General features: G+C 44.1%; 20 protein-coding genes. 12 read left to right on the top strand and 8 right to left on the bottom strand.

Features of this window, described 5'->3' with window-relative positions; all coding sequences use genetic code 11:
• The first annotated feature begins 106 nt into the window (after positions 1 to 106).
• On the top strand, positions 107 to 2,536 hold the full coding sequence (locus FSB76_RS09250) for a TonB-dependent receptor (protein ID WP_147053301.1): 2,430 nt from the start codon (positions 107 to 109) through the stop codon (positions 2,534 to 2,536).
• Positions 2,537 to 2,740: 204 nt separating this feature from the next.
• Complete coding sequence (locus FSB76_RS09245) at positions 2,741 to 3,955, top strand: MFS transporter (protein WP_147053300.1); 1,215 nt, start codon at positions 2,741 to 2,743, stop codon at positions 3,953 to 3,955.
• 141 nt (positions 3,956 to 4,096) lie between these two features.
• Here the strand turns inward: FSB76_RS09245 and FSB76_RS09240 are convergent, their stop codons facing one another.
• The 4 genes from FSB76_RS09240 to FSB76_RS09225 form a co-directional block, all read right to left on the bottom strand.
• A complete protein-coding gene (locus FSB76_RS09240; RefSeq protein WP_147053299.1) occupies positions 4,097 to 4,744 on the bottom strand; it encodes a hypothetical protein in 648 nt (215 codons plus the stop codon).
• A gap of 69 nt (positions 4,745 to 4,813) precedes the next feature.
• A complete protein-coding gene (locus tag FSB76_RS09235; protein ID WP_147053298.1) occupies positions 4,814 to 5,122 on the bottom strand; it encodes a 2Fe-2S iron-sulfur cluster-binding protein in 309 nt (102 codons plus the stop codon).
• A 2-nt stretch (positions 5,123 to 5,124) separates the two neighbouring features.
• Positions 5,125 to 6,135 (bottom strand): NAD(P)/FAD-dependent oxidoreductase, encoded by a 1,011-nt coding sequence (locus FSB76_RS09230; protein WP_147053297.1) that lies wholly within the window; start codon positions 6,133 to 6,135, stop codon positions 5,125 to 5,127.
• Between the two features lie 75 nt (positions 6,136 to 6,210).
• Positions 6,211 to 7,110, bottom strand: coding sequence for a LysR family transcriptional regulator (locus FSB76_RS09225; protein ID WP_225976461.1), 900 nt, complete (start codon positions 7,108 to 7,110; stop codon positions 6,211 to 6,213).
• A 209-nt stretch (positions 7,111 to 7,319) separates the two neighbouring features.
• On the opposite strand from FSB76_RS09225, the gene FSB76_RS09220 reads away from it, so the two are divergent.
• From FSB76_RS09220 to FSB76_RS09210, 3 genes are all read left to right on the top strand, one after another.
• Positions 7,320 to 7,859: an acyl-CoA thioesterase gene (locus tag FSB76_RS09220; protein WP_147053296.1), complete on the top strand. Its 540-nt coding sequence runs from the start codon at positions 7,320 to 7,322 to the stop codon at positions 7,857 to 7,859.
• Between the two features lie 60 nt (positions 7,860 to 7,919).
• Positions 7,920 to 8,120 carry a YqaE/Pmp3 family membrane protein gene (locus FSB76_RS09215; RefSeq protein ID WP_147053295.1) on the top strand — a complete coding sequence of 67 codons (201 nt, stop codon included), beginning with the start codon at positions 7,920 to 7,922 and terminating at the stop codon, positions 8,118 to 8,120.
• Between the two features lie 214 nt (positions 8,121 to 8,334).
• Positions 8,335 to 9,681, top strand: a complete 1,347-nt coding sequence (locus FSB76_RS09210; RefSeq protein WP_147053294.1) for a sigma-54-dependent transcriptional regulator — start codon at positions 8,335 to 8,337, stop codon at positions 9,679 to 9,681.
• A gap of 450 nt (positions 9,682 to 10,131) precedes the next feature.
• Here FSB76_RS09210 and FSB76_RS09205 read toward each other — a convergent pair whose 3' ends face one another.
• Positions 10,132 to 11,004, bottom strand: a complete 873-nt coding sequence (locus FSB76_RS09205; protein ID WP_147053293.1) for an ATP-grasp domain-containing protein — start codon at positions 11,002 to 11,004, stop codon at positions 10,132 to 10,134.
• Between the two features lie 159 nt (positions 11,005 to 11,163).
• Positions 11,164 to 11,631, bottom strand: a complete 468-nt coding sequence (locus FSB76_RS09200; RefSeq protein WP_147053292.1) for a lipocalin family protein — start codon at positions 11,629 to 11,631, stop codon at positions 11,164 to 11,166.
• 548 nt (positions 11,632 to 12,179) lie between these two features.
• Here FSB76_RS09200 and FSB76_RS09195 point away from each other — a divergent pair.
• The gene (locus tag FSB76_RS09195) at positions 12,180 to 13,544 is read left to right on the top strand and encodes an IPT/TIG domain-containing protein (RefSeq protein WP_158642871.1); all 1,365 of its coding nucleotides are present in this window, start codon (positions 12,180 to 12,182) and stop codon (positions 13,542 to 13,544) included.
• A gap of 788 nt (positions 13,545 to 14,332) precedes the next feature.
• Here FSB76_RS09195 and FSB76_RS09190 read toward each other — a convergent pair.
• Both FSB76_RS09190 and FSB76_RS09185 read right to left on the bottom strand, forming a co-directional pair.
• On the bottom strand, positions 14,333 to 14,806 hold the full coding sequence (locus tag FSB76_RS09190; protein WP_147053290.1) for an SRPBCC family protein: 474 nt from the start codon (positions 14,804 to 14,806) through the stop codon (positions 14,333 to 14,335).
• Between the two features lie 12 nt (positions 14,807 to 14,818).
• Positions 14,819 to 15,124: an ArsR/SmtB family transcription factor gene (locus tag FSB76_RS09185; RefSeq protein ID WP_147053289.1), complete on the bottom strand. Its 306-nt coding sequence runs from the start codon at positions 15,122 to 15,124 to the stop codon at positions 14,819 to 14,821.
• A 577-nt stretch (positions 15,125 to 15,701) separates the two neighbouring features.
• Here FSB76_RS09185 and kdpF point away from each other — a divergent pair.
• The 6 genes from kdpF to FSB76_RS09155 all read left to right on the top strand — a co-directional run bounded on the left by kdpF (position 15,702) and on the right by FSB76_RS09155 (position 23,572).
• Positions 15,702 to 15,779: a K(+)-transporting ATPase subunit F gene (gene kdpF / locus FSB76_RS32945; protein WP_090651871.1), complete on the top strand. Its 78-nt coding sequence runs from the start codon at positions 15,702 to 15,704 to the stop codon at positions 15,777 to 15,779.
• A 12-nt stretch (positions 15,780 to 15,791) separates the two neighbouring features.
• On the top strand, positions 15,792 to 17,507 hold the full coding sequence (gene kdpA / locus FSB76_RS09175) for a potassium-transporting ATPase subunit KdpA (protein WP_147053288.1): 1,716 nt from the start codon (positions 15,792 to 15,794) through the stop codon (positions 17,505 to 17,507).
• Positions 17,508 to 17,616: 109 nt separating this feature from the next.
• Positions 17,617 to 19,644 (top strand): potassium-transporting ATPase subunit KdpB, encoded by a 2,028-nt coding sequence (gene kdpB / locus FSB76_RS09170; protein ID WP_147053287.1) that lies wholly within the window; start codon positions 17,617 to 17,619, stop codon positions 19,642 to 19,644.
• A gap of 134 nt (positions 19,645 to 19,778) precedes the next feature.
• The gene (locus FSB76_RS09165; RefSeq protein ID WP_147053286.1) at positions 19,779 to 20,345 is read left to right on the top strand and encodes a K(+)-transporting ATPase subunit C; all 567 of its coding nucleotides are present in this window, start codon (positions 19,779 to 19,781) and stop codon (positions 20,343 to 20,345) included.
• A gap of 384 nt (positions 20,346 to 20,729) precedes the next feature.
• Positions 20,730 to 21,857 (top strand): sensor protein KdpD, encoded by a 1,128-nt coding sequence (locus tag FSB76_RS09160; protein WP_090651826.1) that lies wholly within the window; start codon positions 20,730 to 20,732, stop codon positions 21,855 to 21,857.
• A 2-nt stretch (positions 21,858 to 21,859) separates the two neighbouring features.
• The gene (locus tag FSB76_RS09155) at positions 21,860 to 23,572 is read left to right on the top strand and encodes a HAMP domain-containing sensor histidine kinase (protein WP_147053285.1); all 1,713 of its coding nucleotides are present in this window, start codon (positions 21,860 to 21,862) and stop codon (positions 23,570 to 23,572) included.
• Positions 23,573 to 23,575: the final 3 nt, after the last annotated feature.

Here is a 23,575-nt window from a genome sequence, read left to right as displayed (position 1 = left end):
ATCTAAATAAAAATAACTTTGCGCAAAAAATAACCCGGCACTTGGTCGCCAAACTTCATACCGGGCAAATAACAAACCTGTTAAAATTTATTATTTAAGTAAAACTATGCATTTTACCGCTACCAGCCCCTCAACATTTGTTAAATTTCCCCTCGTTTTATTAAAAGTCTTCAATTGCATAAAACTCGCCTGCTTATTTGCGCTCCTTATAACTTCTTACCGGGTATCTGCCCAGGTAGCATCAAACGGATCGGTAAAAGGAACAGTAAAAACAGCCGACGGTAAAGCCGCGGAATATGTAAATGTTACCATTACCGAAGCCAGCCAGGGCGCGGTTACTACGCAAAGTGGTCATTATGTGATAAAAAACATTAAGCCAGGCAACTACACATTGGTAGCCAGCTTTATTGGTCTGCAAACCCAAACCCGGCAGGTAGTCGTAACCGCAGGCGGAACCACTACTGTAAATTTTGTTTTAAGCGAAGGCGGCAAGCAATTGCAAGAGGTTTACATACAAAGCGCCAAGCACAACAAGTTTCTGAAAAAGGAAACCGAAGATGTTGCCCGCTTGCCCCTTAAAAACCTCGAGAACCCGCAAGTGTACAGTGTAGTTACCAGCGAACTGATGAAAGAGCAGGTGGTAACCAGCTATGTGGATGGATTTAAAAATATTCCGGGTACCGGCGTTCCGCTGGTATATAATAACGGCCGTACAACTTTGCTGTCGCGCGGTTTTGTAACCGGCAATTTTATCCGTAACAGTGTTGCCGGTTATAACTTTAACAGTATCGATCCGGCAGATATTGAAAAGATAGAGGCCATTAAAGGCCCAACTGGCACCTTATTTAACAGCAGCCTTGCATCATTTGGCGGGCTGTTTAACCGGGTTACCAAACAACCATTTGAAACCGCCCGCACCGAAATTACCTACCAAACCGGTAGCTTTGATCTTAACAGGCTTACCGCCGATGTAAACCTGCCTTTAAATGCAGATAAAACCGTATTGTTTAGAATTAACACCGCTTTGCATAACGAGCACAGCTTTCAGGATGCCGGTTTTAACCGCAGCTTTTTTGTGGCCCCCAGTCTTACCTATATCGTAAACGATCGTTTATCGGTTGATTTAAATTTAGAAATAGGCAATTCAAATGCTACATCGGCCTACCGCCTGGCACCCGACACCAAGGGAAAGATTTTTAATGTTAAAGACCTGGGGATTGACTACAAACGATCCTTCGCCAATAACAGTGTCGATTACCTGAGCAGGCAAATTGACGTTTACGGGCTGATAAAATACAAAATATCAGATAACTGGAAATCGCAGACCATGTTTAACAAAACCTACTCGAGCACCAAAGGCTTCGTTACCCTGCTAACCCTGGTTGATAGTGTAAAAAAGATTAAACAGCAGGCTACCAAAGAAGATTATCCGTACTACATTACCAATGTTCAGCAAAACTTCATAGGCGATTTTAAGATCGGTCAGTTCCGTAACCGTATTGTGGCAGGGGTAGAGTATTATAACCAAAAAAGTAATAATGCTAATGTTACCGTAACCATGCCCGCTATAAGCTATCTTGATCCGGGAGCGGCGTACAACAATTTTACTGCAGACAAACTTTCGGCACTGGTTGCGGCAGCTACGCCTAAAACGAGCGATTACGTTCAGAATAATCAAAGTTCATACGCTGCCTATTTATCTGATGTATTTAACATTACCGACAGGTTAAATGCTATGGCCAGTATCCGTATTGACAGGTTTGATAATAAAGGCGCTTATACACCGGCCGATGGAAAAACAACAGGTAATTTTAAGCAAACGGCCTGGTCGCCTAAGTTTGGTATGGTTTACGAACTGGTTAAAGGCCAGATATCGTTATTTGGCAATTATATGAACGGGTTTAACAATGTAAGTGCAACCAGTTTTGATAATACCCCATTTAAGCCGCAGTATGCCAACCAGTGGGAAGGCGGGGTAAAGGTTGATGCCTGGGATCATAAAATCAGCTCGACCGTAAGTTATTACGATATTTCGGTAACTAATACCACCATGGACGATCCTGCGCACGCTGGTTTTTCGACCCAGGCAGGCACGCAGCTAAGTAAGGGTATCGAAGCGGAGTTAATTGCCAACCCGTTTAAAGGCTTTAATATTGTTGCAGGCTTTGCCTATAATGATAGCAAAATAACTAATGCCGCTGCGGGGACTGGTCTGCAAGGTTTACGCCCGGCCAATGCCGGCCCCGCGCGTTTGGCAAACCTGTGGATGAGCTACCGCATTGTTAGTGGCGGCTTGCAAGGCCTGGGCGCCGGGGTAGGGGGCAACTACGGCAGCCAATCGTACCAAACCAATACACAAACATTTAAATTTGTTATCCCGTCATATACCACCATTGATGCCACGGTATTTTACGATAAGCCCAAATACCGCATAGGCTTTAAACTGGATAACCTGACCAACGAAAAATACTGGTCGTTCCGCCTGGCGCCTCAAAACCCAACACGTGGAACGTTGAGTTTGAGTATTAAGTTTTAAGGGTTTGAGGGAGCGGGGCAAGTATTTGGCCGAAGTCTTAAGCTTAAGTCGAAAATGGCAATTCAAACTTGGGGACTTACGACTAAGTGCTTATGACTTAACAGGAAATGTTATATCAATGTAAAGTGTAAAAAATACACCAACTAAATTAGTCTGCTGGTCCTCATATGCTTAAATTTGCGCCATTAACCATATCAAATACGCATGGAGGCAGAAATTGACGCAGATACTACATCATCAAAGGTTAGCTTAACCATAATCGGTTTTGTAGCATTTACGTTTATCGCTTATGTATCCATCGGGTTATCCCTGGCTGTGCTGCCGGTATTTATCCATCAAAAACTGGGGTTTAGCGCTATCGTAGCAGGCATAGTCATCAGCCTGCAGTATATCACTACGTTTTTATGCCGCATGTTTGCCGGTAACATGGTTGATAAGCGGGGCCCAAAGCCTGCAGTTACTGTGGGTATGGCTGCTTTTACAGTAAGTGGTGTAATGATGCTTTTTGCCTGGTTGCTGCGTGATACACCGTTGATAAGCCTGGGCGTACTGATAATTACGCGGCTGATAACCGGTATTGGCGAAGGCTTTGTAGGATCGAGCCCCATAAATTGGGCCATATTTGCTACCAGCGACGAACACACCGCCAAAGCAATATCATTTAACGGCATAGCCAGTTACGGAGGTATCGCGGTTGGCGCACCGCTTGGGGTCATCATTAGCAACAGCTTTGGTTTAGGCGCCATAAGTTTGCTGATTGCAATGCTTGCCTTTGGCGGCTTTTTGTATGCTAAAAACAAAACGGCGTTGCAGGGTAGTAGTAAAGCACCCCGCCAGGGCTTTCTGCAGGTACTCAGAAAAGTATCGCCATATGGTATTGCTATGGGGCTTGGTGGTTTAGGTTTTGGTACCATATCAACCTTTATAACACTGTATTACATGGCGTTAAAATGGCAAGGGGCGGTATTGTGCCTCTCGGCCTTTAGTTCGATGTTTATTTTAGGGCGCTTGTTATTTTCAAAGGCCATTAACAAATATGGTGGCATGAAAACCACCCTCGTTTGCCTTTCGGTAGAGGTAGTTGGTTTACTGGTGCTATGGCTGGCGCCTGCACCTTACCTAGCTGTAATAGGCGCGGGTATTGCCGGGCTTGGTTTTTCGCTGGTATTCCCGGCTCTCGGTGTCGAGGCGGTTAAACTGGTTCCTGCATCCAACAAAGGAGCTGCGCTCAGCGGCTATAGCTTGTTTATCGATATGTCGTTAGGGTTAACCGGCCCGCTGGTTGGCTTTGTGGCAAGCCAGTTTGGGTTGATGTATATTTTTCCGTTTAGTATGGCTATGGTGGTTATTGGGCTGGGGATTGTGGTGTGTCTGTATAGAGCCCCCTCTAAATCTCCCCCGGTAGGGGAGACTTTTTGATTTTCTGAAGCCCTCCCTTCCGGGGAGGGTTTGGGTGGGGCTCTGCCAGGAGACAAAAGCGCGGGTGCATTTTTTCACTTTCCAGATAGCCAACTTACTCCAAAATGATTTGCTAACCTCATATCGGGGGCTCACGTCGTCTTAGTACGATTTGGAGTTACGTTCCAACTCTTGCTGTACAACGTTAAGTATCCTGCTTGTTTTTTCAGAACAAAAAAGCTCCCCATCCGGCTTTACGATAACAGGCTTGCAGAATAATTCCTTTATCGGATCATATTTGTCCCTTATAAATTCGTTTGAAGCCCATGCTAAGTTGCCTATACACGATACCTCCACAGCGTCATTGGCATAAAAATAATGTGATTTAGGCACCCAGGCTATTAAATAGGCAGCATTAATGTCATGCTGTGGTTTATAAAATTTTATACCATTTAATTGCGCTCCAACGGCCAGCCACGTGTCCCATGGTGGGGAATCTCCGATATCGATATAACAGGCGCTTTCTGCTTCGGGCGCTCCATCAGTTGTTGTTGAATCGGGATCAAATATCATTATCCGGCCATAATTGTGCAATTCCGAAACCGGGATCAACTCCACTCCTGATTCAACCAGTAAAGCCGCTCGGGCTGAAACGATCCTGTTAACAGCCGAAAGCTTTTCACCATCCGGAATTTGATAGTAATAATAATTCGGTGATAACTCCGCAGACCGGAACAGGTTAGTATTAAAGTCGTTGTTAACTTTTTCTATCCAGGTCGCGGTTTCCTGGATCACCTTAATTATATCCATAGAAAGTTGGTTTTAAAATGTATTCGAAACACGTTTTTCGTCTTGATTCTTGACTCTAATCTCTTGACTCTATTTTAACCTCACCACCAACCCATCCATCTCCTCCGTAACCCGCATCTGGCAGGCCAGGCGGCTATGCTCGTCGGCGTTGGGCAGGGTATCCAGCATGTCGAGCTCGTTATCTGTGGCATGAAAGTATTGTTCGGGGCCTTCCAGTACCTGTATGTGGCAGGTGGCGCAAAGGGCCATGCCACCGCAGGTGGCCAGTACATCGTATTCCGAGGCCTTTAAAACCTCCATCAGGCTCAGGTTAATGCCTTCGGGGATTTCTACAGGCTGGCGGTCGCCATTGCGGTCTTCAATAGTTAGGTTGATCATGACTAAAATTCGGTTACGCCGTAAACGGTGGTGTATTTAAAACTTAATTTTTGCTCGGGGTAAACGTACTTGAAGGCGCTTTGGGCCATCAATGCTGCTTCGTGGAAACCACATAATATCAGCTTGAGTTTACCAGGATAGGTATTGATATCGCCGATGGCGTAAATCCGCTCTACGCTGGTGCTGTAATCCCTGGTGTTCACCTCAATGGCCGAGAAGCTAATGTTTAAACCCCAATTGGCAATCGGGCCAAGTTTAGGACTAAGGCCAAACAGCGGGATCAGGTGATCGGCTGCAATGTGACTTACCTCGTTGTTTCTATCCAGCAATGTTATTTCCTGCAAATGACCCTCACCGGTCAGGGCGACTACATTTGATTTCAGGATCAGGTCTATCTTACCTTCGCGGGCCAGTTCAAAAACCTTCTCGGCAGAATCGGGCACACCGCGGAAGGTATCGCCACGGTGAACCAGGGTAACCCGTTCGGCAACGTTGGCTAAAAAGATGGCCCAATCAAGGGCAGAATCGCCGCCGCCGGCCAAAACTACTTTACGGTCGCGGAACAGTTCAGGATTTTTTACCATATAGGCCACGCCTTTGCCTTCAAATTCGATGAGGCGATCAATCTCAGGTTTACGGGGCTCAAAGCAGCCTAAGCCGCCGGCTATCACTACCACTTGGCAATGTACGGTAGTGTTATCATTAGTTTGGATGGTGTATGATCCGTCGTCGTGGCGATTTAGGGTTTCAACCCGTTCACCCAGGCTAAAGGTGGGATGGAAGGGCGCTATTTGTTCCATCAACCTATCTACCAATTCCTGCGCGGTAACTTCGGGGTAGCCGGGGATATCGTATATAGGTTTGTGCGGATAAATTTCGGAAAGCTGGCCACCTACCTGGGGTAGTACATCAATCAAGTGGCAGCGCATTTTTAAAAGCCCGGATTCAAAAACCGCGAATAAACCAACCGGCCCAGCGCCAATAATGCAAATATCAGTATCAATATGTTCCATAACCTACTCTTTAATTCAGTACTCAAAAGTGGCTGTAAAGCGGTTAGCGAACAAATGATATAAAGTAATATACGATTACTTTAAGTTATAATTAGCCAGGCAAAAACGCTTAAAAAGTTCAATGAGTTTACTGTTTTTGCCATGCAGCTGGATGAACTGGAAAGTGCGGAAAATCTCGAGCCCTTTTATCTCAATAACACTCAGCTCATTATATTTTAACTCGCTCACTACAGATTGAATGGATAGGAAAGTAGCGGTATCTGAGTATAAAAGGTACTGTTTTATGGCGATACTGCTCTCCAGCTGAATTTCGATCTTCAGATCTTTGGGGCTGATCTGAACGCCTGCCAACGCCTCGTAAATAACGTCAAGGGTACCCGATCCGGCTTCGCGCAAAACAAGGGGGATATCTAATAATTGTTTCGGACTGATCTCGGCTTTTTTTGATAACTTATTGTTGGCCCTGGTCACCAATACAATTTCATCCTTGGCAAAAGGCGAATAAGCCAGCTGGGGTGAGTGGGACGAGCCTTCGATGATGGCAATGTCCAGCTTTTCGTCCATGATCATTTGGGATACCTGGTCGGTATTGGCCTGTATAAAGTTGAAGGTGATCTCGGGGTAAGTTCTTTTAAACATTGCCAGTATTTTGGGCAATATGGTTTGGGCTACCGTGGTGCTGGCTCCGATGTGCAATGTGCCCGCTTCGATATTGTTAAGCTGCGCCAGTTCGGTTTCGAGGGCGCTGTAGGTTTGGAAAATCTTATCGGCATATTGCACCAGTACTTTACCGGCCGCGGTAAGGGTAATGTTGTTGCCATTGCGCTTAAACAGCTGCACATTAAGCTGCTGTTCCAATTCTTTAATATGCTTGGTAACGGCAGGCTGCGTAATAAACAGTTCATTGGCCGCTTTGGTAAAGCTAAGCCGCTGCGCCACCGTATAAAATACCTTTAACCTAAAATCGAAGATCATTGGGTTAAAGGTAGGGGTTTTAAAATAAAAGAGCCTCACCCTGCCCTCTCCAAAGGAGAGGGTTCTTGATTTGCATGATGCTTAGGTAAAATCGATAATTTCCATCATGCTAATAAAAGTCCTCTCCTTTGGAGAGGATTTAGGTGAGGCTCCCCCTTTGTCTTAACTCTTGATTCTTAACTCTTGGCTCTTCTCCCTATATTTGTACTATGACAGGAAAATCGCCCAAAGAATCATATACCATTATGAATGAACTGGTATTACCCAATGATACCAATACATTAAACAACCTGATGGGGGGGCGCCTGCTGCACTGGATGGATATTGCCGCCGCTATATCGGCACAAAAGCATTGCAACCGTATTGTGGTTACAGCTTCGGTAGATAATGTATCTTTCCAGGCCCCCGTAAAGCTGGGCGATGTAATCAGCATAGAAGCCAGGGTAACCCGCGCTTTCAATACTTCGGTTGAAGTTAGGATGGATGTTTGGGCGCAAAATATTCCCTCGGGTACCAAGGTAAAAAGCAACGAGGCCTATTATACTTTTGTAGCTTTAGATAACGACGGACGAAAAACCCAGGTGCCGGCATCATTGCCCGAAACAGATGAAGAAATAGCGTTGTTTGAAGGAGCACTTCGCCGCCGCCAATTGCGATTAATACTTGGCGGAAAAATGCTTGCCAATGATGCAACCGAATTGAAAGCCTTGTTTTTTGGCGAGCAGCTGCCGCTGAACCTGAAAGATTAATTTTAGTAACAAATGCGGCCAGGCTTAGTCAAAAAGGTATCAGCTTAAAAACTAACAGCCATGAGATACTTTCTTTGCTTTTTATTCCCGCCCCTGGCCATACTCACAACCGGCCGCATTGGCGCATTTATACTCAATATATTTTTAACCCTGTTTTTCTGGATTCCCGGCGTAATTCATTCCATATTGGTTACCAGCGATTATTATGATGCCCGCAGGCACAGGAGATTGGTGAGGGCTGTGAGGAGAAGTGGTTGGTAGTTGTTGATTGGGTGAGTGTTTGATTAAGTTGATTGGGTGAGTGGTTGATTAAGTTGATTGGGTGAGTGGTTGATTAAGTTGATTCGGCTGAGTTAAGTTAATCGAGTACCACCCATAGTTAACCAACTCAATCAACCCAATCCAACCCGCTCCAACTCAATCAACTTAATCCAACCTAATCAACCATTCACCAAAATTTACCATATTTGCCTTGATGCAAAAAGGTAAGCTTTTAATTATTGACGACGAGGAACGGCTGCGTAACCTGATGGCCCGCATTCTGCAACTGGAAGGGCATGAAGTTATTACTGCAGGCACTGCTAAAGAAGGGTTGCGTAAGCTACAGCAGGAGAATATTCAGGTTGTTTTGAGTGATGTTAAGCTGCCCGATACTGATGGTATTACGCTTACCGATACCATCAAAAAAACATATCCATCTACCGAGGTAATTGTACTTACCGCTTATGGCACTATCAATGATGGCGTAAAGGCCATTAAGGCAGGTGCTTTTGATTACATTACCAAGGGCGATGATAATGAAAAGATAATCCCGCTGGTAAGTAAAGCCATGGACAAGGCCCTGTTGCAGCAAAAGGTACTGGAGCTGCAAAGTAAACTGAACGAGAAATTTGGGTTCGACAGGCTCATTGGCAAATCTACCGCCATTAGCGATGTAATTAAGCTGGCCCAAAAAGTAGCCTTAACCGATACCACTGTTTTGCTATTGGGCGAAACCGGTACCGGGAAAGAGATTTTTGCCGAGGCCATTCACCAGGCCAGTAACCGTAATACCAAATCGTTTGTGGCTGTAAACTGCAGCGCCTTTACCAAAGAATTGCTGGAGAGCGAGCTGTTTGGCCATAAAGTCGGCTCATTTACCGGGGCTGTTAAAGATAAAAAAGGACTGTTTGAGGAGGCCTCAGGCGGCACCATATTTTTAGATGAAATTGGCGAGCTCGACCACGATCTGCAAGCCAAACTGCTCCGCGTGCTGGAATCGCAGCAGTTTTTAAAAATTGGCGATACCAAACCTACGCAGGTTAATGTGCGCATTTTGGCTGCCACCAACCGCAACCTGCAAACCGAAATTAACGAAGGCCATTTCCGGTCGGATTTGTTTTACCGTTTATCGGTTTTCCAGATTACGCTGCCCCCTTTGCGCGAGCGTAAAAAAGATATCAAGTTGCTGGGCGAATATTTTATGCAATACTTTGCCCTGAAAGTTAAAAAGCAGGTAAACCAGCTCAGCGAGGAGTTTGTAAGCAAACTGGAAGCCTACCCATGGCCCGGCAACATCCGCGAGTTTAAAAACGTAATTGAACGCGCCGTAATACTCACCGATAACAATGTTTTGGACGAGAGCCTGCTGCCTCATGAAATTCAACAACAACAGGTTAAGGCGGGGGCACCTATTTCTGCCTTCGATCTTTCATCGGTAGAGAAACTGCATATCCAACGCGTGCTTAACCACACGCACGGTAACCGTGCCGAGGCCGCCCATTTGCTGAATATTGGGGTGGCTACGTTGTATAGGAAGTTGAAGGAGTATGGGTTGGAGTGAGGGGAAGACAACTATCCTTTCCCCGCTGTCATGCTGAGTGGTAAAATTTCATGAAATTCTGAAGGGGGAATGACATACAATAAGAGAACTGTCATCCTGAACGTAGTGAAGGATCTATTCGCGAACTTTTCTGTCGGCGATGCATGTCGGTTAACAGATTCTTCACTCCGTTCAGAATGACAAAGGGGTATTAACAACATGTCATGGGTATGGACGAAGCATCTATTCACGAACTTTTATGGCGAATACGCCGCTGCAGCGAGTTTAAACTCGTGGTAAAACATGGTTTCAGTTTTCAGCTGAACTTGTAAGCAATCATGGTTAACAAAGGTTAACATAATTTCGGTTTATTTTTACTTAAATAGTTTATAATCAATATATTATGTAAAAATCATGGTTAACATGTGTTAACCATGATTTTTCCGGGTTTCGTATTGTTACTAATGAAACCTAAGGTTTTTCTATTAACTGAAGTAAGGCCTGATAATAATTGTCAAAACCCTGCTCATGGCAGTTTAAAAACAAATATGGCTCAATAAGCTCAAGCTCCATTAAAACAAAAGTTCCATTTGATATTATTCCATCAACCCTGGCGTACAAAGTGTCTTTGCTGTACTTTTCCACATATTTGCCGGCTGTTTCAAGATGCGCAGTATCTGGGTTTATTTTTTGAACGGAGCCGCCATATTCACTTTGAACTCTAAAGTCGCCTGTTTTAGGAACTTTCAGCGTACAATGACTAAAATTGCCTTTAAAGAACATGAAAGACAATTCGCCTTGTAAAATTTCTTCCATAAAAGGTTGAACCAGGAAACTTTCATGTGCTAAAAGATCGTTAATTGCATTCTGTAACAGTGAAACATTATCCAGGGTAAGTAACATCGTATTTTTGGCGCTTGCACTTACGCATGGTTTAATGATCAATTTTTTGCTTAAGGATTTATCAAGTAATTCTGCCAGGTCTGGTACCAATCCTTTCTCAAGAAATACAGACTGAATTACAGGTAGGCCATCGTCGGCAATTTGCCCTAAATAATGCTTATCGCTATTCCATAGTACTGTTTTAAGTGGATTTAATATTTTGATTCCAGCTGCATCTAAATCATTTAGCCATGATATAAATGAATCAAAATGTTCATGGTAATCCCAGGGCGATTTTAATATAACAACATCAAATTGTTTCCAATCAATTTGCCAATCGTTCCACACTACGCTCTTAACAATCAAACCTTTGGCTTCAAGGAATTTTGATAGTTGAAAATCTTCTTCTAAATGCGATTGAGTTAATTTTTTATTTTGGTAACTGACTAAGGCTATGTTCATTTTCACTATGAAATAATGAGCGTAAATTTATGATTTATCTTAGCCCTCTCCCGATAAAGTGTTTACAAGATGAATTTTAAATTTCCAGCTGCCACGAGTTTTAAACCCATGGCAAATATGGTTTCAACTGAATAGTGAAGTTTATAACCCACAATACCCCTACTGCTTACTGAAAACCATAGGCGAAGGCACGCAATCGGCGTTTGGTGGGCAGGTAAAGTAGAGCGAAAGTTTATTTTTTTTGCTGTTTACCGACAGGCCGTAAGCAACGGTTTTGGAGGCCGAAACGGGTATAAGTTCGGTTACCGGGCCGTAACTATTTTTGGAGTTTGAATAATTTACCTGGTCGAACATCATTAACGAATCATTTTTGATACTGTATTTCCCTGTAACTCTGAAGCGGTACCCTATTATTTTTTTGGTAACCGAATCTGTAGCTATAATATCGTATTGAAACTGGTTGCCATTTTTAAATTCATATTGTTGAATTCCCTGGAATTGCAGAATAGCCCATTTTCCTGTAATATCAATATTTCCGCCTGCATCTTTTTTACAGGCCGAAAAAGTAAATGCTAAAACAACGGCCAAAAGGCCGAGGGTTTTGATAAGGGTAAGTTTTGTTTTCATATTAACCATTACGCTTAAATAGGTGGCGATGATACAGTTGGGGTGATTTTTTTAGGCCGATTGTAATGATATAATTGCAACGAAAATTCTGGCAGAGACGCAAAGTTTTGTGACTTCCGTGTGCCAACAGGCCTTGCTGAAGAAACGAAATTTAATTAGATCAACGCCCTGAACCACCGTAGTTGTGAGTGAGCATCAGGTAAAATCAGAAAAAATATGTTAGACGTGCAGTGAATATAGTCAAACCAATGCCCTAAACCACCGTCATAGTGAGGTACGAAGCAATCCCGAACTATGTGGGACTTAGCATGTAGGGGATTGTTTCGTACCTCAATGACGGTAGTTTGATATTAATAGTCAGTAAGTCCGCCGCTGCCGCGAGTTTTAAACTCGTGGTAAAACGTGGTACGCTATCGCTAACCTCGCGGTAGCAAGAAAGTTCGGTTACAGGGACATGATTTTTTTTGAATTTGCGTAAGCCGTCTTATTAACTATGGTTATTTAATAATCAATATATCACTATCTTTATTGATCATAAACCAATAGCATTGATACAGCTCATCAGTAAAATCACAGGTAAGTTTATATTATTAAGTCTTGCCACTGGTATAATTTTATCATCCTGCCAGAAACAGTCGGAGCAACCGCCCATCGTAGCGTCGCCCACCGCAGTGCCGGGTGCGCCTACTATTACGGGTATTAGTCCGGCTACCGGTGATGGCGGCACTATTGTTACCGTTACGGGTACAAATTTCGATACGGTGATTGCTGGCGATACGGTAATGGTTAACGGTGTACCGGGTGTCGTAAAATCGGCCACGGCAACTTCGCTTACGTTTGCCGTCCCTCAAAACGGCATGTCGGGACCGGTAAGGGTTGCAAGCAGCAAGGGCTTTGCCATCGGGCCCGATTTTCACTTTCCGCATACTATTTATGCAACCGGGTACCAGCGTACAAAGGCAAACAGTAATTCGCTCATCATGATCTGGAAGAATAGCAACGGGCACTATGTCGACGGGTACCAGGCTTTCGGTGAGGGCTTAGGCATTGCCGTAATGGATACCGATGTATATGTTGCCGGTTGGAACTATAACAGCGGTGCTATCGAAACGGCACGCTACTGGAAAAACAATGCTGAAACGGTATTGTATGAAGGATTGAACTGGAGCACGGGTAATGCCATCGCTGTTAATGGAAGCGATGTATATGTTGCCGGCTTCCGGGCGGTGGATGTATATAATTCGCAGTATGTGGCCTGTTACTGGAAGAATGGTGCCTGCACCTACCTGTCGCAGCCCGGGCCGTGGGGCGTTGCCAACAGCATAGCCATATCTGGCAGCAATGTGTATATGGCTGGTTGCTATACCGGATTACAGCCATCTGATTATGTGGCATTTAACTGGCCGTGTTATTGGAAAAACGGGAAAATGGAAACCATAACACCAATGCATCCGGATGGATACTCCACCGCAAATTCCATTTTCATTTCCGGGAGCGATATCTATGTTGCCTGGAGTGAACTATATGGCGTTTCGACTGCCTATATCTGGAAAAACGGCGTCAGCATCGCGCTTACCGACGGTGCTCATGATGCCGATGTGAAATCGGTATTTGTTGTCGGGAACGATGTTTACGCTGCAGGTTACGAGAGCAACGGATCGCGCAAGGTAGCCAAATACTGGAAAAACGGCGTACCGGTATCCCTCACCAACGGTAGTACCGATGCCGAGGCAAATTCAATTTCTGTAGTCGGTAATGACGTATATGTGGGCGGCTATGTGAGCGTAAGTGGCTATGCGCTGATCGATAATTCGGACAGCGGATGCATAGCTACGATCTGGAAAAACGGAACGCCGTATTACCTCAACAATCCCATATATCCGGCTAAGGTATATGCCATCACTGTGAAATAATTACTTAAGATCGTAGGTTGCAATGGACGCAATTATTTCATAGGAAGGAAAAATCCATTTGTAACTATTTTTATGATTAATTATAGCTGAAACAAGACGCTTCAAAAAAACGACTTGTAAATTTTTTCACTAAATGCGGCTATTTTACATTTTATTAAAAAGCTATTTAAAGTTTAATTAATTGATTTTTAATGACTTAAAAAAAGTCTATTTACCTCAAATTCGGAAAAATATTAGTTGGGGGGGCACTTGGGGGGCAAAACCAATTAACGTTTCGGTCTAAAAAGCGCCAATAATAAGCCATTGATAACCTTTAAAAAGTTACGATAGCTTTTTTTTCTTACAAGTGGTTTTGTTTTTAGTTACAAGTGGTTTTCACGATATTAACTCAAATATATTCAACGCCGGGTGGTTTCTTACGCAGTATGCATGCCAAGACATTACATAGACTTATAATTTCAATTACCCCCCTGCGTTAACCATTGCAGCGGATACCGGCCAAGCGCCTAAGGCCTGCGCAGTATGAGCGAAAAGCGTGGGCCGCAGGCAACACCAGGAAAAGAATCAAGAATCAAGAGGCAAGAATCAAGACAGCTTCATTCAAATTAAATCCTGGCTATCCTTTAATCCTAAAAATCAAAGGTTCAGACAAAAAAGATTAACATAACAACGGCCCGTTCCTGGCTTCAAAAAAAGCCAGGAACGAACCGTTTTAAATAATGGGCTAAGGGCTTAACTTAACCAACCCAATCTAACTCAATCAACTTAATCTAACCCAATCCAACCAATTACCCCAACAATTCTTCCAGTTGGTTAAGGCCGATAGTAAAGCCGCCCTGGAAGCCCATGGCTACCAGTTTCTCCAGGTCTGCTTCGGATTGGAAGGTGAGGGTTACGTTAACAATTGTTTTATCGCCCTCCTGTTTCATGGCCACATGCCAGTTGGATGGCGAGAAGCCCGGAGCCTGTACGCCATTTTCGTCGCTGAAAAAAGAGGTGGCTTCAAAGGTGTTGGTACCTACGGTGATAAACTGTACATTGCTCCAATGTACTTCGCCGGCGGGGCCAACCATCGAGTACAGCCATTGGCCGCCTGGTTTAAATTCCATTATTTTGGTTACGGCGTTCCATGGTCTTGGTCCCCACCATTTGTCCAACAGTTCGGCCTCGGTCCAGGCGCTCCATACTTTTGCTATTGGCGCTTTAAATTCACGCACAACGTGTAGTTGCTTTTTTGCTAAGTCTTTTTCAAAGGAGATCATAGTGTTTGTTTTTTACAGTGTATCTAATAAATTATCTAATTGGTTAAAACGGTCTGTCCACATGTTGCGGAAGGCTTCTATCCATTGGTCTACTTCTTTCATCTTGTTCAATTCTAAATGGTAGTAAATTTCGCGACCCTGTTGCTCCTGCTTCAGCGCGCCGCACTCGGTTAATATTTGTATGTGTTTAGATACCGCCTGCCTGCTGCTGTCAAAGTGTTCGGCAATGGCATTGGGGGTCATGGCGCCTGTTACCAGCAGGGTTAAAATGGCCCGGCGGGTTGGGTCGGCAATGGCTTGATAAATATCGCGTCTCATATAATTTGCAACTGATTGATTGCAAATATAAATGCAATTGATTGATTGCGCAATATTTTTTTGAAAATATTTTTTGGAGTGGAGGGAGTGGTGGGATTTCATAGTGTTGGGTTGGGTAGGGCACGAGCACTAGTATGAACGCGGGCGAAGACTCACCCGGTCTACGCTTCGCTGGACCACCCTCTCTCCGGCTAAAGCCGCAAAGAGGGTGAAGCTCATTTTTATTTTCTTATCTTTTTCTTTTTTCGCCCCTCTATGCGCGAAGCGGAGAGAGGGCAGACGGGCGCAGCCTCGTCGGGGTGAGTCGTCTGCGCCCCGCTCCCACATTGATAATCAACTATCAAAATGATAGGCTATTTTCATCAATTAAAACAGTTTTTGTTGGTTGTGCAATGATAATTATCTGTTAATCAGTTATTTGTTAGGTTGTGCCAATTATTGGCATCTGCTTGGTAAACCCTCCTGCAAAAACTAATAGTATGGATATTTTACAGATTGTTATTTATGTGGCCACCTTCATAGCCATATTCTGGATCTTCTTCAAATCAGTTAATTACTTCGAAAACATTTAATCATCATGATCGCATTATTCATTGTAGCAGTGGCTGTGTTTGTATACATGGTGTATGTGCTGCTTAAACCCGAAAAATTTTAAACTATTAAACCCATGAACACTGAAATTTCAGGTGTAATTTTTACCTACCTGCTCACGCTGGCAATAGCCATCCCCCTGGGCCGTTACATCGCCCGCATTTTTAAGGGCGAGAAAACCTGGCTCGACTTTTTAGCGCCGCTCGAAAGGTTCATTTTTCGTTTCAGCGGCATTGATACCAAAAAGGAAATGAACTGGAAACAGCATTTATTTGCCCTGCTTACTATCAATAGCGTATGGCTTATTTATGCATTTGTTTGTTTAATGGCACAAGGCCACCTGCCGCTTAACCCGGATGCAAATCCCGGCCAATCGCCCGATACCGCCTTTAATACCGCCATCAGCTTTTTGGTAAACTGTAACTTACAGCACTACTCGGGCGAAAGCGGCGCCACTTACTTTACACAGCATTTTGTGTTTATGTTTTTGCACTTTGTATCGGCAGCTACAGGTATTGCAGCGCTGATTGTACTGTACAGGGCCTTGAAAGATAAAGTGACCGATAAACTGGGTAACTTTTGGGATTACTTTGTAAAAGCCATCACCCGTATATTATTACCTATATCATTTGTAATAGCCGTCATCTTCGCTTTTAACGGCATGACAACCAGCTACGCAGGTAAAGATACTTTTATCAGCATGCAGGGCGATACCGTTCATGTATCCCGTGGCCCCGTTGCTGCCCTGGTAGCTATTAAACACTTAGGTACAAATGGTGGTGGCTGGTTTGGTGCAAACTCGGCCCACCCTATTGAAAACCCTAATTATTTAACCAACACCGTTGAGTTGGTTGCACAGCTTATTATACCTGTTGCGCTGGTATTTGCCCTGGGCTTTTACCTTAACAAAAAGAAATTTGCCTATGTGATTTTTGGAGTGATGACGCTGGGGATGCTCATGCTGATGATACCAACCATTAATGCCGAACTAAACGGTAACCCAGCTATAGCCCATATGGGTGTTAGCCAGCCTACTGGTGCTATGGAAGGCAAGGAGGTAAGGTTTGGGCCGGCCAACTCGGCTTACTGGAGTGTAATGACTACTGTAACATCAACGGGTTCAGTAAACTCCATGCACGATAGTACCATGCCGTTATCAGGTTGTATGCAATTGCTGGGTATGATGGTTAACTGTTTTTACGGTGGCGTGGGTGTTGGTTTCCTTAACTTTTACATCTTTATTATCATCGCGGTATTTATATCGGGCCTGATGGTAGGGCGTACACCCGAGTTTTTGGGCCGCAAAATTGAAGCCCGGGAAATGAAGATAGCTTCGCTGATTGCTTTATTACACCCATTCATCATATTGGTGGGCTTAGCCGTATCATCATACGTAGTGGTGCACATGCCTGGTGCCGATTGGGCAGTAAAACCATCAACATGGCTAAACAACCCCGGCAATCATGGTTTTTCTGAAATGCTGTATGAGTATACTTCATCGGCCGCAAATAACGGTTCGGGCTTTGAAGGTTTAGGCGATGGTAACATCTTCTGGAACTTTAGTACCGGTTTAGTAATGATTTTGGGTAGGTTTTTACCAATTATTGGTCCGCTGGCTATTGCAGGTTTACTGGCCAATAAAAAATACATTCCAGAATCTGCCGGTACACTTAAAAGCGATACTTCCACTTTTGGACTAATGATATTCGCGGTAATTGTAATTATAGCCGCCCTTTCATTCTTCCCTGCACTGGCTTTAGGTCCAATTGCTGAACATTTTTCACTGAGATAAGCCCCCTCTAAATCTCCCCCGGTAGGGGAGACTTTTGATTAAAGTTTTTTAAAGTCTTCCCTTCCGGGGAGGATTTAGGAGGGGCTGGCACTTTTAATTTTTACAAATCATGAAAACCTCAAATACATTATTCCAGGGCGATCAGATGAAGGAGGCTTTTAAGCAGTCGTTCATCAAACTAAACCCACGCATACTGTTCCGTAACCCGGTTATGTTTACCGTTGAAATAGGAACGGCAGTAATGCTTATAGTAACTATATTTTCCTTTGCAAATAAAGGCCAGGGCAGCTTTGCCTATAACTTCACCGTGTTTTTGGTACTGTTATTAACTGTACTGTTTGCCAACTTTGCCGAAGCTATTGCCGAAGCACGTGGTAAAGCCCAGGCCGAAAGCTTGCGCAAAACCCGCGAGGAAACTCCGGCACGCTTACTGGTTAACGGTAAGGAAACCATGGTAATGTCGAGCCAGTTAAAAAAAGGCGATGTGTTTATCTGCGAAACAGGCGATAATATCCCTACCGATGGCGAGATCATTGAAGGTATTGCTACCATTGATGAATCGGCCATTACAGGCGAATCTGCCCCGGTTATCCGTGAATCTGGCGGTGATAAATCATCTGTAACAGGTGGTACCAAGGTTTTATCTGATAAGATCAAAGTAATGGTAACCACCCAGCCCGGTGAAAGCTTTTTGGATAAGATGATTGCGTTGGTTGAAGGTGCATCGCGCCAGAAAACACCAAACGAGATAGCTTTAACTATCCTGCTTGCAGGCTTTACGCTCATATTTGTTATTGTTTGCGTAACCCTGAAACCATTTGGCGATTATTCAAATACCCCAATAACAATAGCTGCATTCATCTCACTATTTGTTTGTCTTATCCCAACCACTATCGGTGGCCTGTTATCGGCCATCGGTATTGCCGGGATGGATAGGGCGTTACGTGCAAACGTGATAACCAAAAGTGGTAAAGCAGTTGAAACTGCAGGCGATTTGGATACCTTGTTATTAGATAAAACAGGTACCATTACTATTGGTAACCGTAAGGCAACCAATTTTTATCCTGCCACAGGTGTTAGCAACGCCAGCTTTGTAGCCGCCTGTGTATTAAGCTCACTGGCCGATGAAACCCCCGAAGGTAAATCGATAGTGGAACTTGCCAACGAGGATAAAACCTTACCTAAAGTTGTAGCGCCTGCCAATTCGGTATTTATCAAATTTACCGCCGAAACCCGCTCAAGCGGTTTGGATACGCCCGATGGTTTACGCATCCGTAAAGGTGCTTTTGATTCCATCCGTAACATTGCCTTAAAGGCTGGTCACCCTTTCCCAACCGAGGTTGAGGATAACGTTAAAAAGATCTCGTCAAATGGTGGTACACCGCTGGTAGTATCACAAAATGAAGAGATAATGGGGGTAATTGAATTACAGGATATTATTAAACCCGGCATTGCCGAACGTTTTGACCGCCTGCGTAAAATGGGCGTTAAAACAGTAATGGTTACCGGTGATAACCCATTAACTGCCAAATTTATTGCCGAAAAAGCAGGTGTGGACGATTTTATTGCCGAGGCCAAGCCCGAGGATAAAATGAACTACATTAAAAAAGAGCAGCAAGGCGGCAAACTGGTAGCCATGATGGGCGATGGTACAAACGATGCCCCGGCCTTAGCCCAGGCCGATGTTGGCGTGGCCATGAACAGCGGTACCCAGGCTGCCAAGGAAGCCGGTAACATGGTTGATTTGGATAACGACCCAACCAAGCTGATTGAGATTGTAGAAATTGGAAAACAATTGCTGATGACCCGCGGCACACTTACCACCTTCTCGATAGCTAACGACGTAGCCAAGTACTTTGCTATTGTTCCGGCCTTATTTATGGTATCTATACCATCATTAAGAGCGCTGAACATCATGGCATTGCACAGCCCGGAATCGGCCATATTATCGGCAGTAATATTTAACGCCATCATTATCCCGCTGCTTATACCATTGGCCTTACGCGGTGTGGAATACAAACCTATAGGTGCAAGCGCATTGTTACGCCGTAACCTGTTGATATACGGCCTGGGTGGTATACTGATACCATTTATCGGTATTAAATTAATTGACCTTGCCGTAGGGTTTTTTATTTAGATATGAGATGTGAGATATGAGATTTGAGACAGAAAATAAAAGTCGAATATCTTATATCAGCGCACTCAGATCTACATTTCAAGGATGCGGGGCTAATCTCACATCTCAAATCTAATATCTCAAATCTCAAAAAAATGAAAACATATTTGTTGCCATCAATCAAGTTAACTATCATCCTGATAGTAATTACAGCCGGTATTTATCCATTAGCTATAGCCGGTGTGGGCAAATTAACTCCCGGTCATGGTGACGGGGAAACTGTAACATACAAAGGCCGCGTGGTTGGTTATGCCAACGAAGGCCAAAAATTCACTAAAGACGAATACTTCTGGAGCCGTCCATCTGCGGTTGATTATAATGCTGCCGGTTCGGGCGGTTCAAACAAAGGCCCCTCAAACCCCGATTATTTGAAACAGGTAGAAGGCCGCATCCAGGATTTTTTAAAGCATAATCCCGGTGTAACCCGCGCCCAGATCCCTGCCGAACTGGTTACCGCATCGGGTAGTGGGTTAGATCCTGACCTTTCGCCTGCAGGCGCAAAGGTACAGGTGGCCCGCGTTGCCAAAGTACGTGGCTTATCTGCCGATGTTGTAACCAAACTGGTTGACGAGCATACCGAAAAACCAGTGTTCGGCGTATTTGGCCCGTCAAAAGTAAATGTGCTGAAGCTGAATGTGGCTTTGGATGAATTGAAAAAATAGCCCCCTCTAAATCTCCCCTAAAGGGCGAGATTTAGAATTGCAGGTTTTTCTCAAGTCCTCCCCTTCAGGGGAGGATTTAGGAGGGGCTTGGGCTCAAGATATGTATGAATGGTTATATAGTTAATTTTGGTTTAATTATATGTTAGTTTGAGAAACATTCATACCTTAAAAGGGGGGCCGCGAGGGCTCTCCCTTTTATTAAAAAGCCCCCTCTAAATCTCCCCCTGAATGGGGAGACTTTTGATTGGCATAGGTTTTAAACTTGGTCGTAAATCAAAATGGGATCTGTGCAGGTTTAAACATAATGGTTATTAATAAGTGTTAGATAAATTAAAATTTTAAAGTCTCCCCCTTCGGGGGGAGATTTAGAGGGGGCTTGGGCATATGGACGGCGAAAAAGAACGATCGGTTGAGCATTTCCTGGAGCTGATAAAAAAATCCAGACGCGGGAAATTCAAGGTTTACATAGGCATGAGCGCTGGCGTGGGCAAAACCTTCCGCATGCTGCAGGAAGCCCAGGCTTTGATGCGTAACGGCATCGACGTTAAAATTGGCTATATTGAAACGCATAACCGCAAGGAAACCGTTGCCCAATTGGAGGGTTTGCCGGTGATACCGCGCCGCAAATTGTTTTACAAGGGTAAAGAACTGGAGGAGATGGATTTGAAAGCCATCATTAGCCTGCGCCCCGAGGTGGTTTTGGTTGATGAACTGGCCCACACCAATATTGAAGGCAGCAGCAATGAAAAACGCTGGCAGGATGTGCTGGAGATATTAAACGCGGGTATTAATGTTATCAGCGCGGTAAACATTCAGCATATGGAAAGCCTGAACGAAGAGGTGGAACGCATAACCGGGGCCAAAATAAACGAGCGTATACCCGATAAGGTTTTGCAACTGGCAGACGAAGTGGTAAACATCGACCTTACCGCCGATGAACTGATAGACCGCTTAAAGGAAGGCAAGATATACGATGAAAAGAAAGTGCCGATGGCGCTCAATAACTTTTTCCAGGCCGATAGAATTTTACAGCTGCGCGAACTGGCCCTGCGCGAAGTAGCCCACCAGGTTGAGCGGAAGATAGATATTGAAATACCCAAAACCATTAAACTACGGCCCGAACTTTTTTTGGCCTGCATTAGTACCAATGACGAATCGGCCAAAATAATTATTCGTAAAACGGCAAGGTTATCATCATATTACCGCTCAAAGTTTTTTGTTTTGTATGTGCAAACATCACGGGAAAGCAGCGATAAAATAAACCTTGCGTCGCAGCGTCACCTTATTAATAACATGAAACTGGCAACACAACTGGGGGGCGAAGTAATTAAAGTGAAAAGCGACCGCATAGCCCAAACCATTTGGGAAACGGCCGAAAAATACGACATTACAACTATTTGCCTGGGTAAACCCCGCTTTAAATTTTACCAGGTTATTATGAAAACGGCGGTGTTTACTCAATTGTTAAATAAAATGTCAAAAACTGATATAGACCTTGTAATACTATCATAACCATGACTATTAAAAATAAACTCCGTACAGGCATCGGTTTCTTGTTTGTACTGGCGCTCACCTGCTGCGGGTTATCTGTTTACTTCCTTAACCGCCTGTCGGCTGATGCGGGGGCAATACTTAAGGATAATTATAAAACACTGCAGTATACCCAAAACATGCAGGATGCTATTGACGCGAATGATAAGCCGCTTTCGCCAAAACAAATTGCGGTTATCGACAATAACCTTAAACTACAGCAACATAATGTTACAGAAAAAGGGGAGCAGGAATTAACAGATTCATTAACGCTGGTTTACACGCAGATAAAGCAGCATAATAACAATATAACTGAGCAATTGCCTTTAAGGAGCCACGCCCGTCGGCTTATTTATAGTATTATGCATTTAAATATGGATGCTATTTCGCGCAAAAATGCCATAGCTGCCGATACGGCAAGCAGGGCAAATGTGCTGGTGGCCGTAAGTGCTTTTTTGTTGTTCACCATCGCTTTTACTTTCGCAGTAAATTTTCCGGGTTATATAGCCGATCCTTTAAAGGAATTAACAGCGAGGATTAAAGAAGTATCGAACCGTAATTACCACCAGCAGATTGACTTTCACTCGGATGATGAGTTTGGCGAATTGGGGCAGGCTTTTAACAATATGACCCGTAAGCTGGATGAGTACGAGAACAGTAACCTGGCCAGCATCCTGTTTGAAAAAAAACGGATAGAGACTATTATTAACACCATGCACGATGCCATTATTGGTTTAGACGAAAAGCAGTTTATCATATTTGCCAACGAAGTAGCATGTAACCTCATAGGTATGACGACCGAACAGCTTACCGGCCGGTACGCACCAGATATTGCGTTGGAGAACGACCTGCTGCGCAACCTGCTCATTAATGAACAGCCACGATTGAAGATTTTTGCCGATAACCGCGAAAGCTTTTACAGCCGCGATTCATTATCTGTGAGTAGCAAAAGTAAAGTGATAGGTAAGGTAATTATCCTGAAAAATATTACCGAGTACCAGCAGCTGGATGAAGCCAAAACTAATTTTATTGCAACCATATCGCATGAATTGAAAACGCCGATATCGTCCATAAAAATGAGCCTGAAATTGCTGGAGGACGACCGCATAGGCAATGTAAACACCGAGCAAAGGCAACTGCTGGAAAATATTGACGATGATGCCCGCCGCCTGCTGCAAATAACCGGCGAACTGCTGGATATGGCACAGGTTGAAACCGGTAAGCTACAGCTTAATTTTGGCAGCACACACCCCCGTAATATTGTTGATTATGCTGTAAAGGCCATCAAGTTTACTGCCGATCAAAAGCAGGTAAACATCAAAGTAAAATGCGATGATACCCTGCCCGAGGTACATGCCGACCTGGATAAAACTACCTGGGTATTGATCAACCTGTTATCGAACGCTATAAAATACAGCCATGAAAAATCAGTTGTTGAGCTAACTGTTAAAAAACACAAGAACGACGAGATTGAATTTTCGGTAAAAGATCATGGCAAAGGGATAGAAGAGCAATACCTGTCGCGGTTATTTGAGCGCTACTTTAAAGTACCCAACGCCACTGCCGACCAAACCGGCACCGGCCTTGGCCTTGCCATAGCCAAAGATTTTATTGAAGCCCAAAGCGGGCATATTATGGTTGATAGCGAAATAGGGGCAGGGAGCCGATTTGCCTTTACGCTGAAAAGGGCGGTGTAGCGT

Origin of the sequence: Mucilaginibacter ginsenosidivorax (assembly GCF_007971525.1) — a bacterium.
In the GTDB taxonomy this organism is placed as follows: Bacteria; Bacteroidota; Bacteroidia; order Sphingobacteriales; family Sphingobacteriaceae; genus Mucilaginibacter; species Mucilaginibacter ginsenosidivorax.
This window is presented reverse-complemented; position numbering and strand designations above follow the sequence as displayed.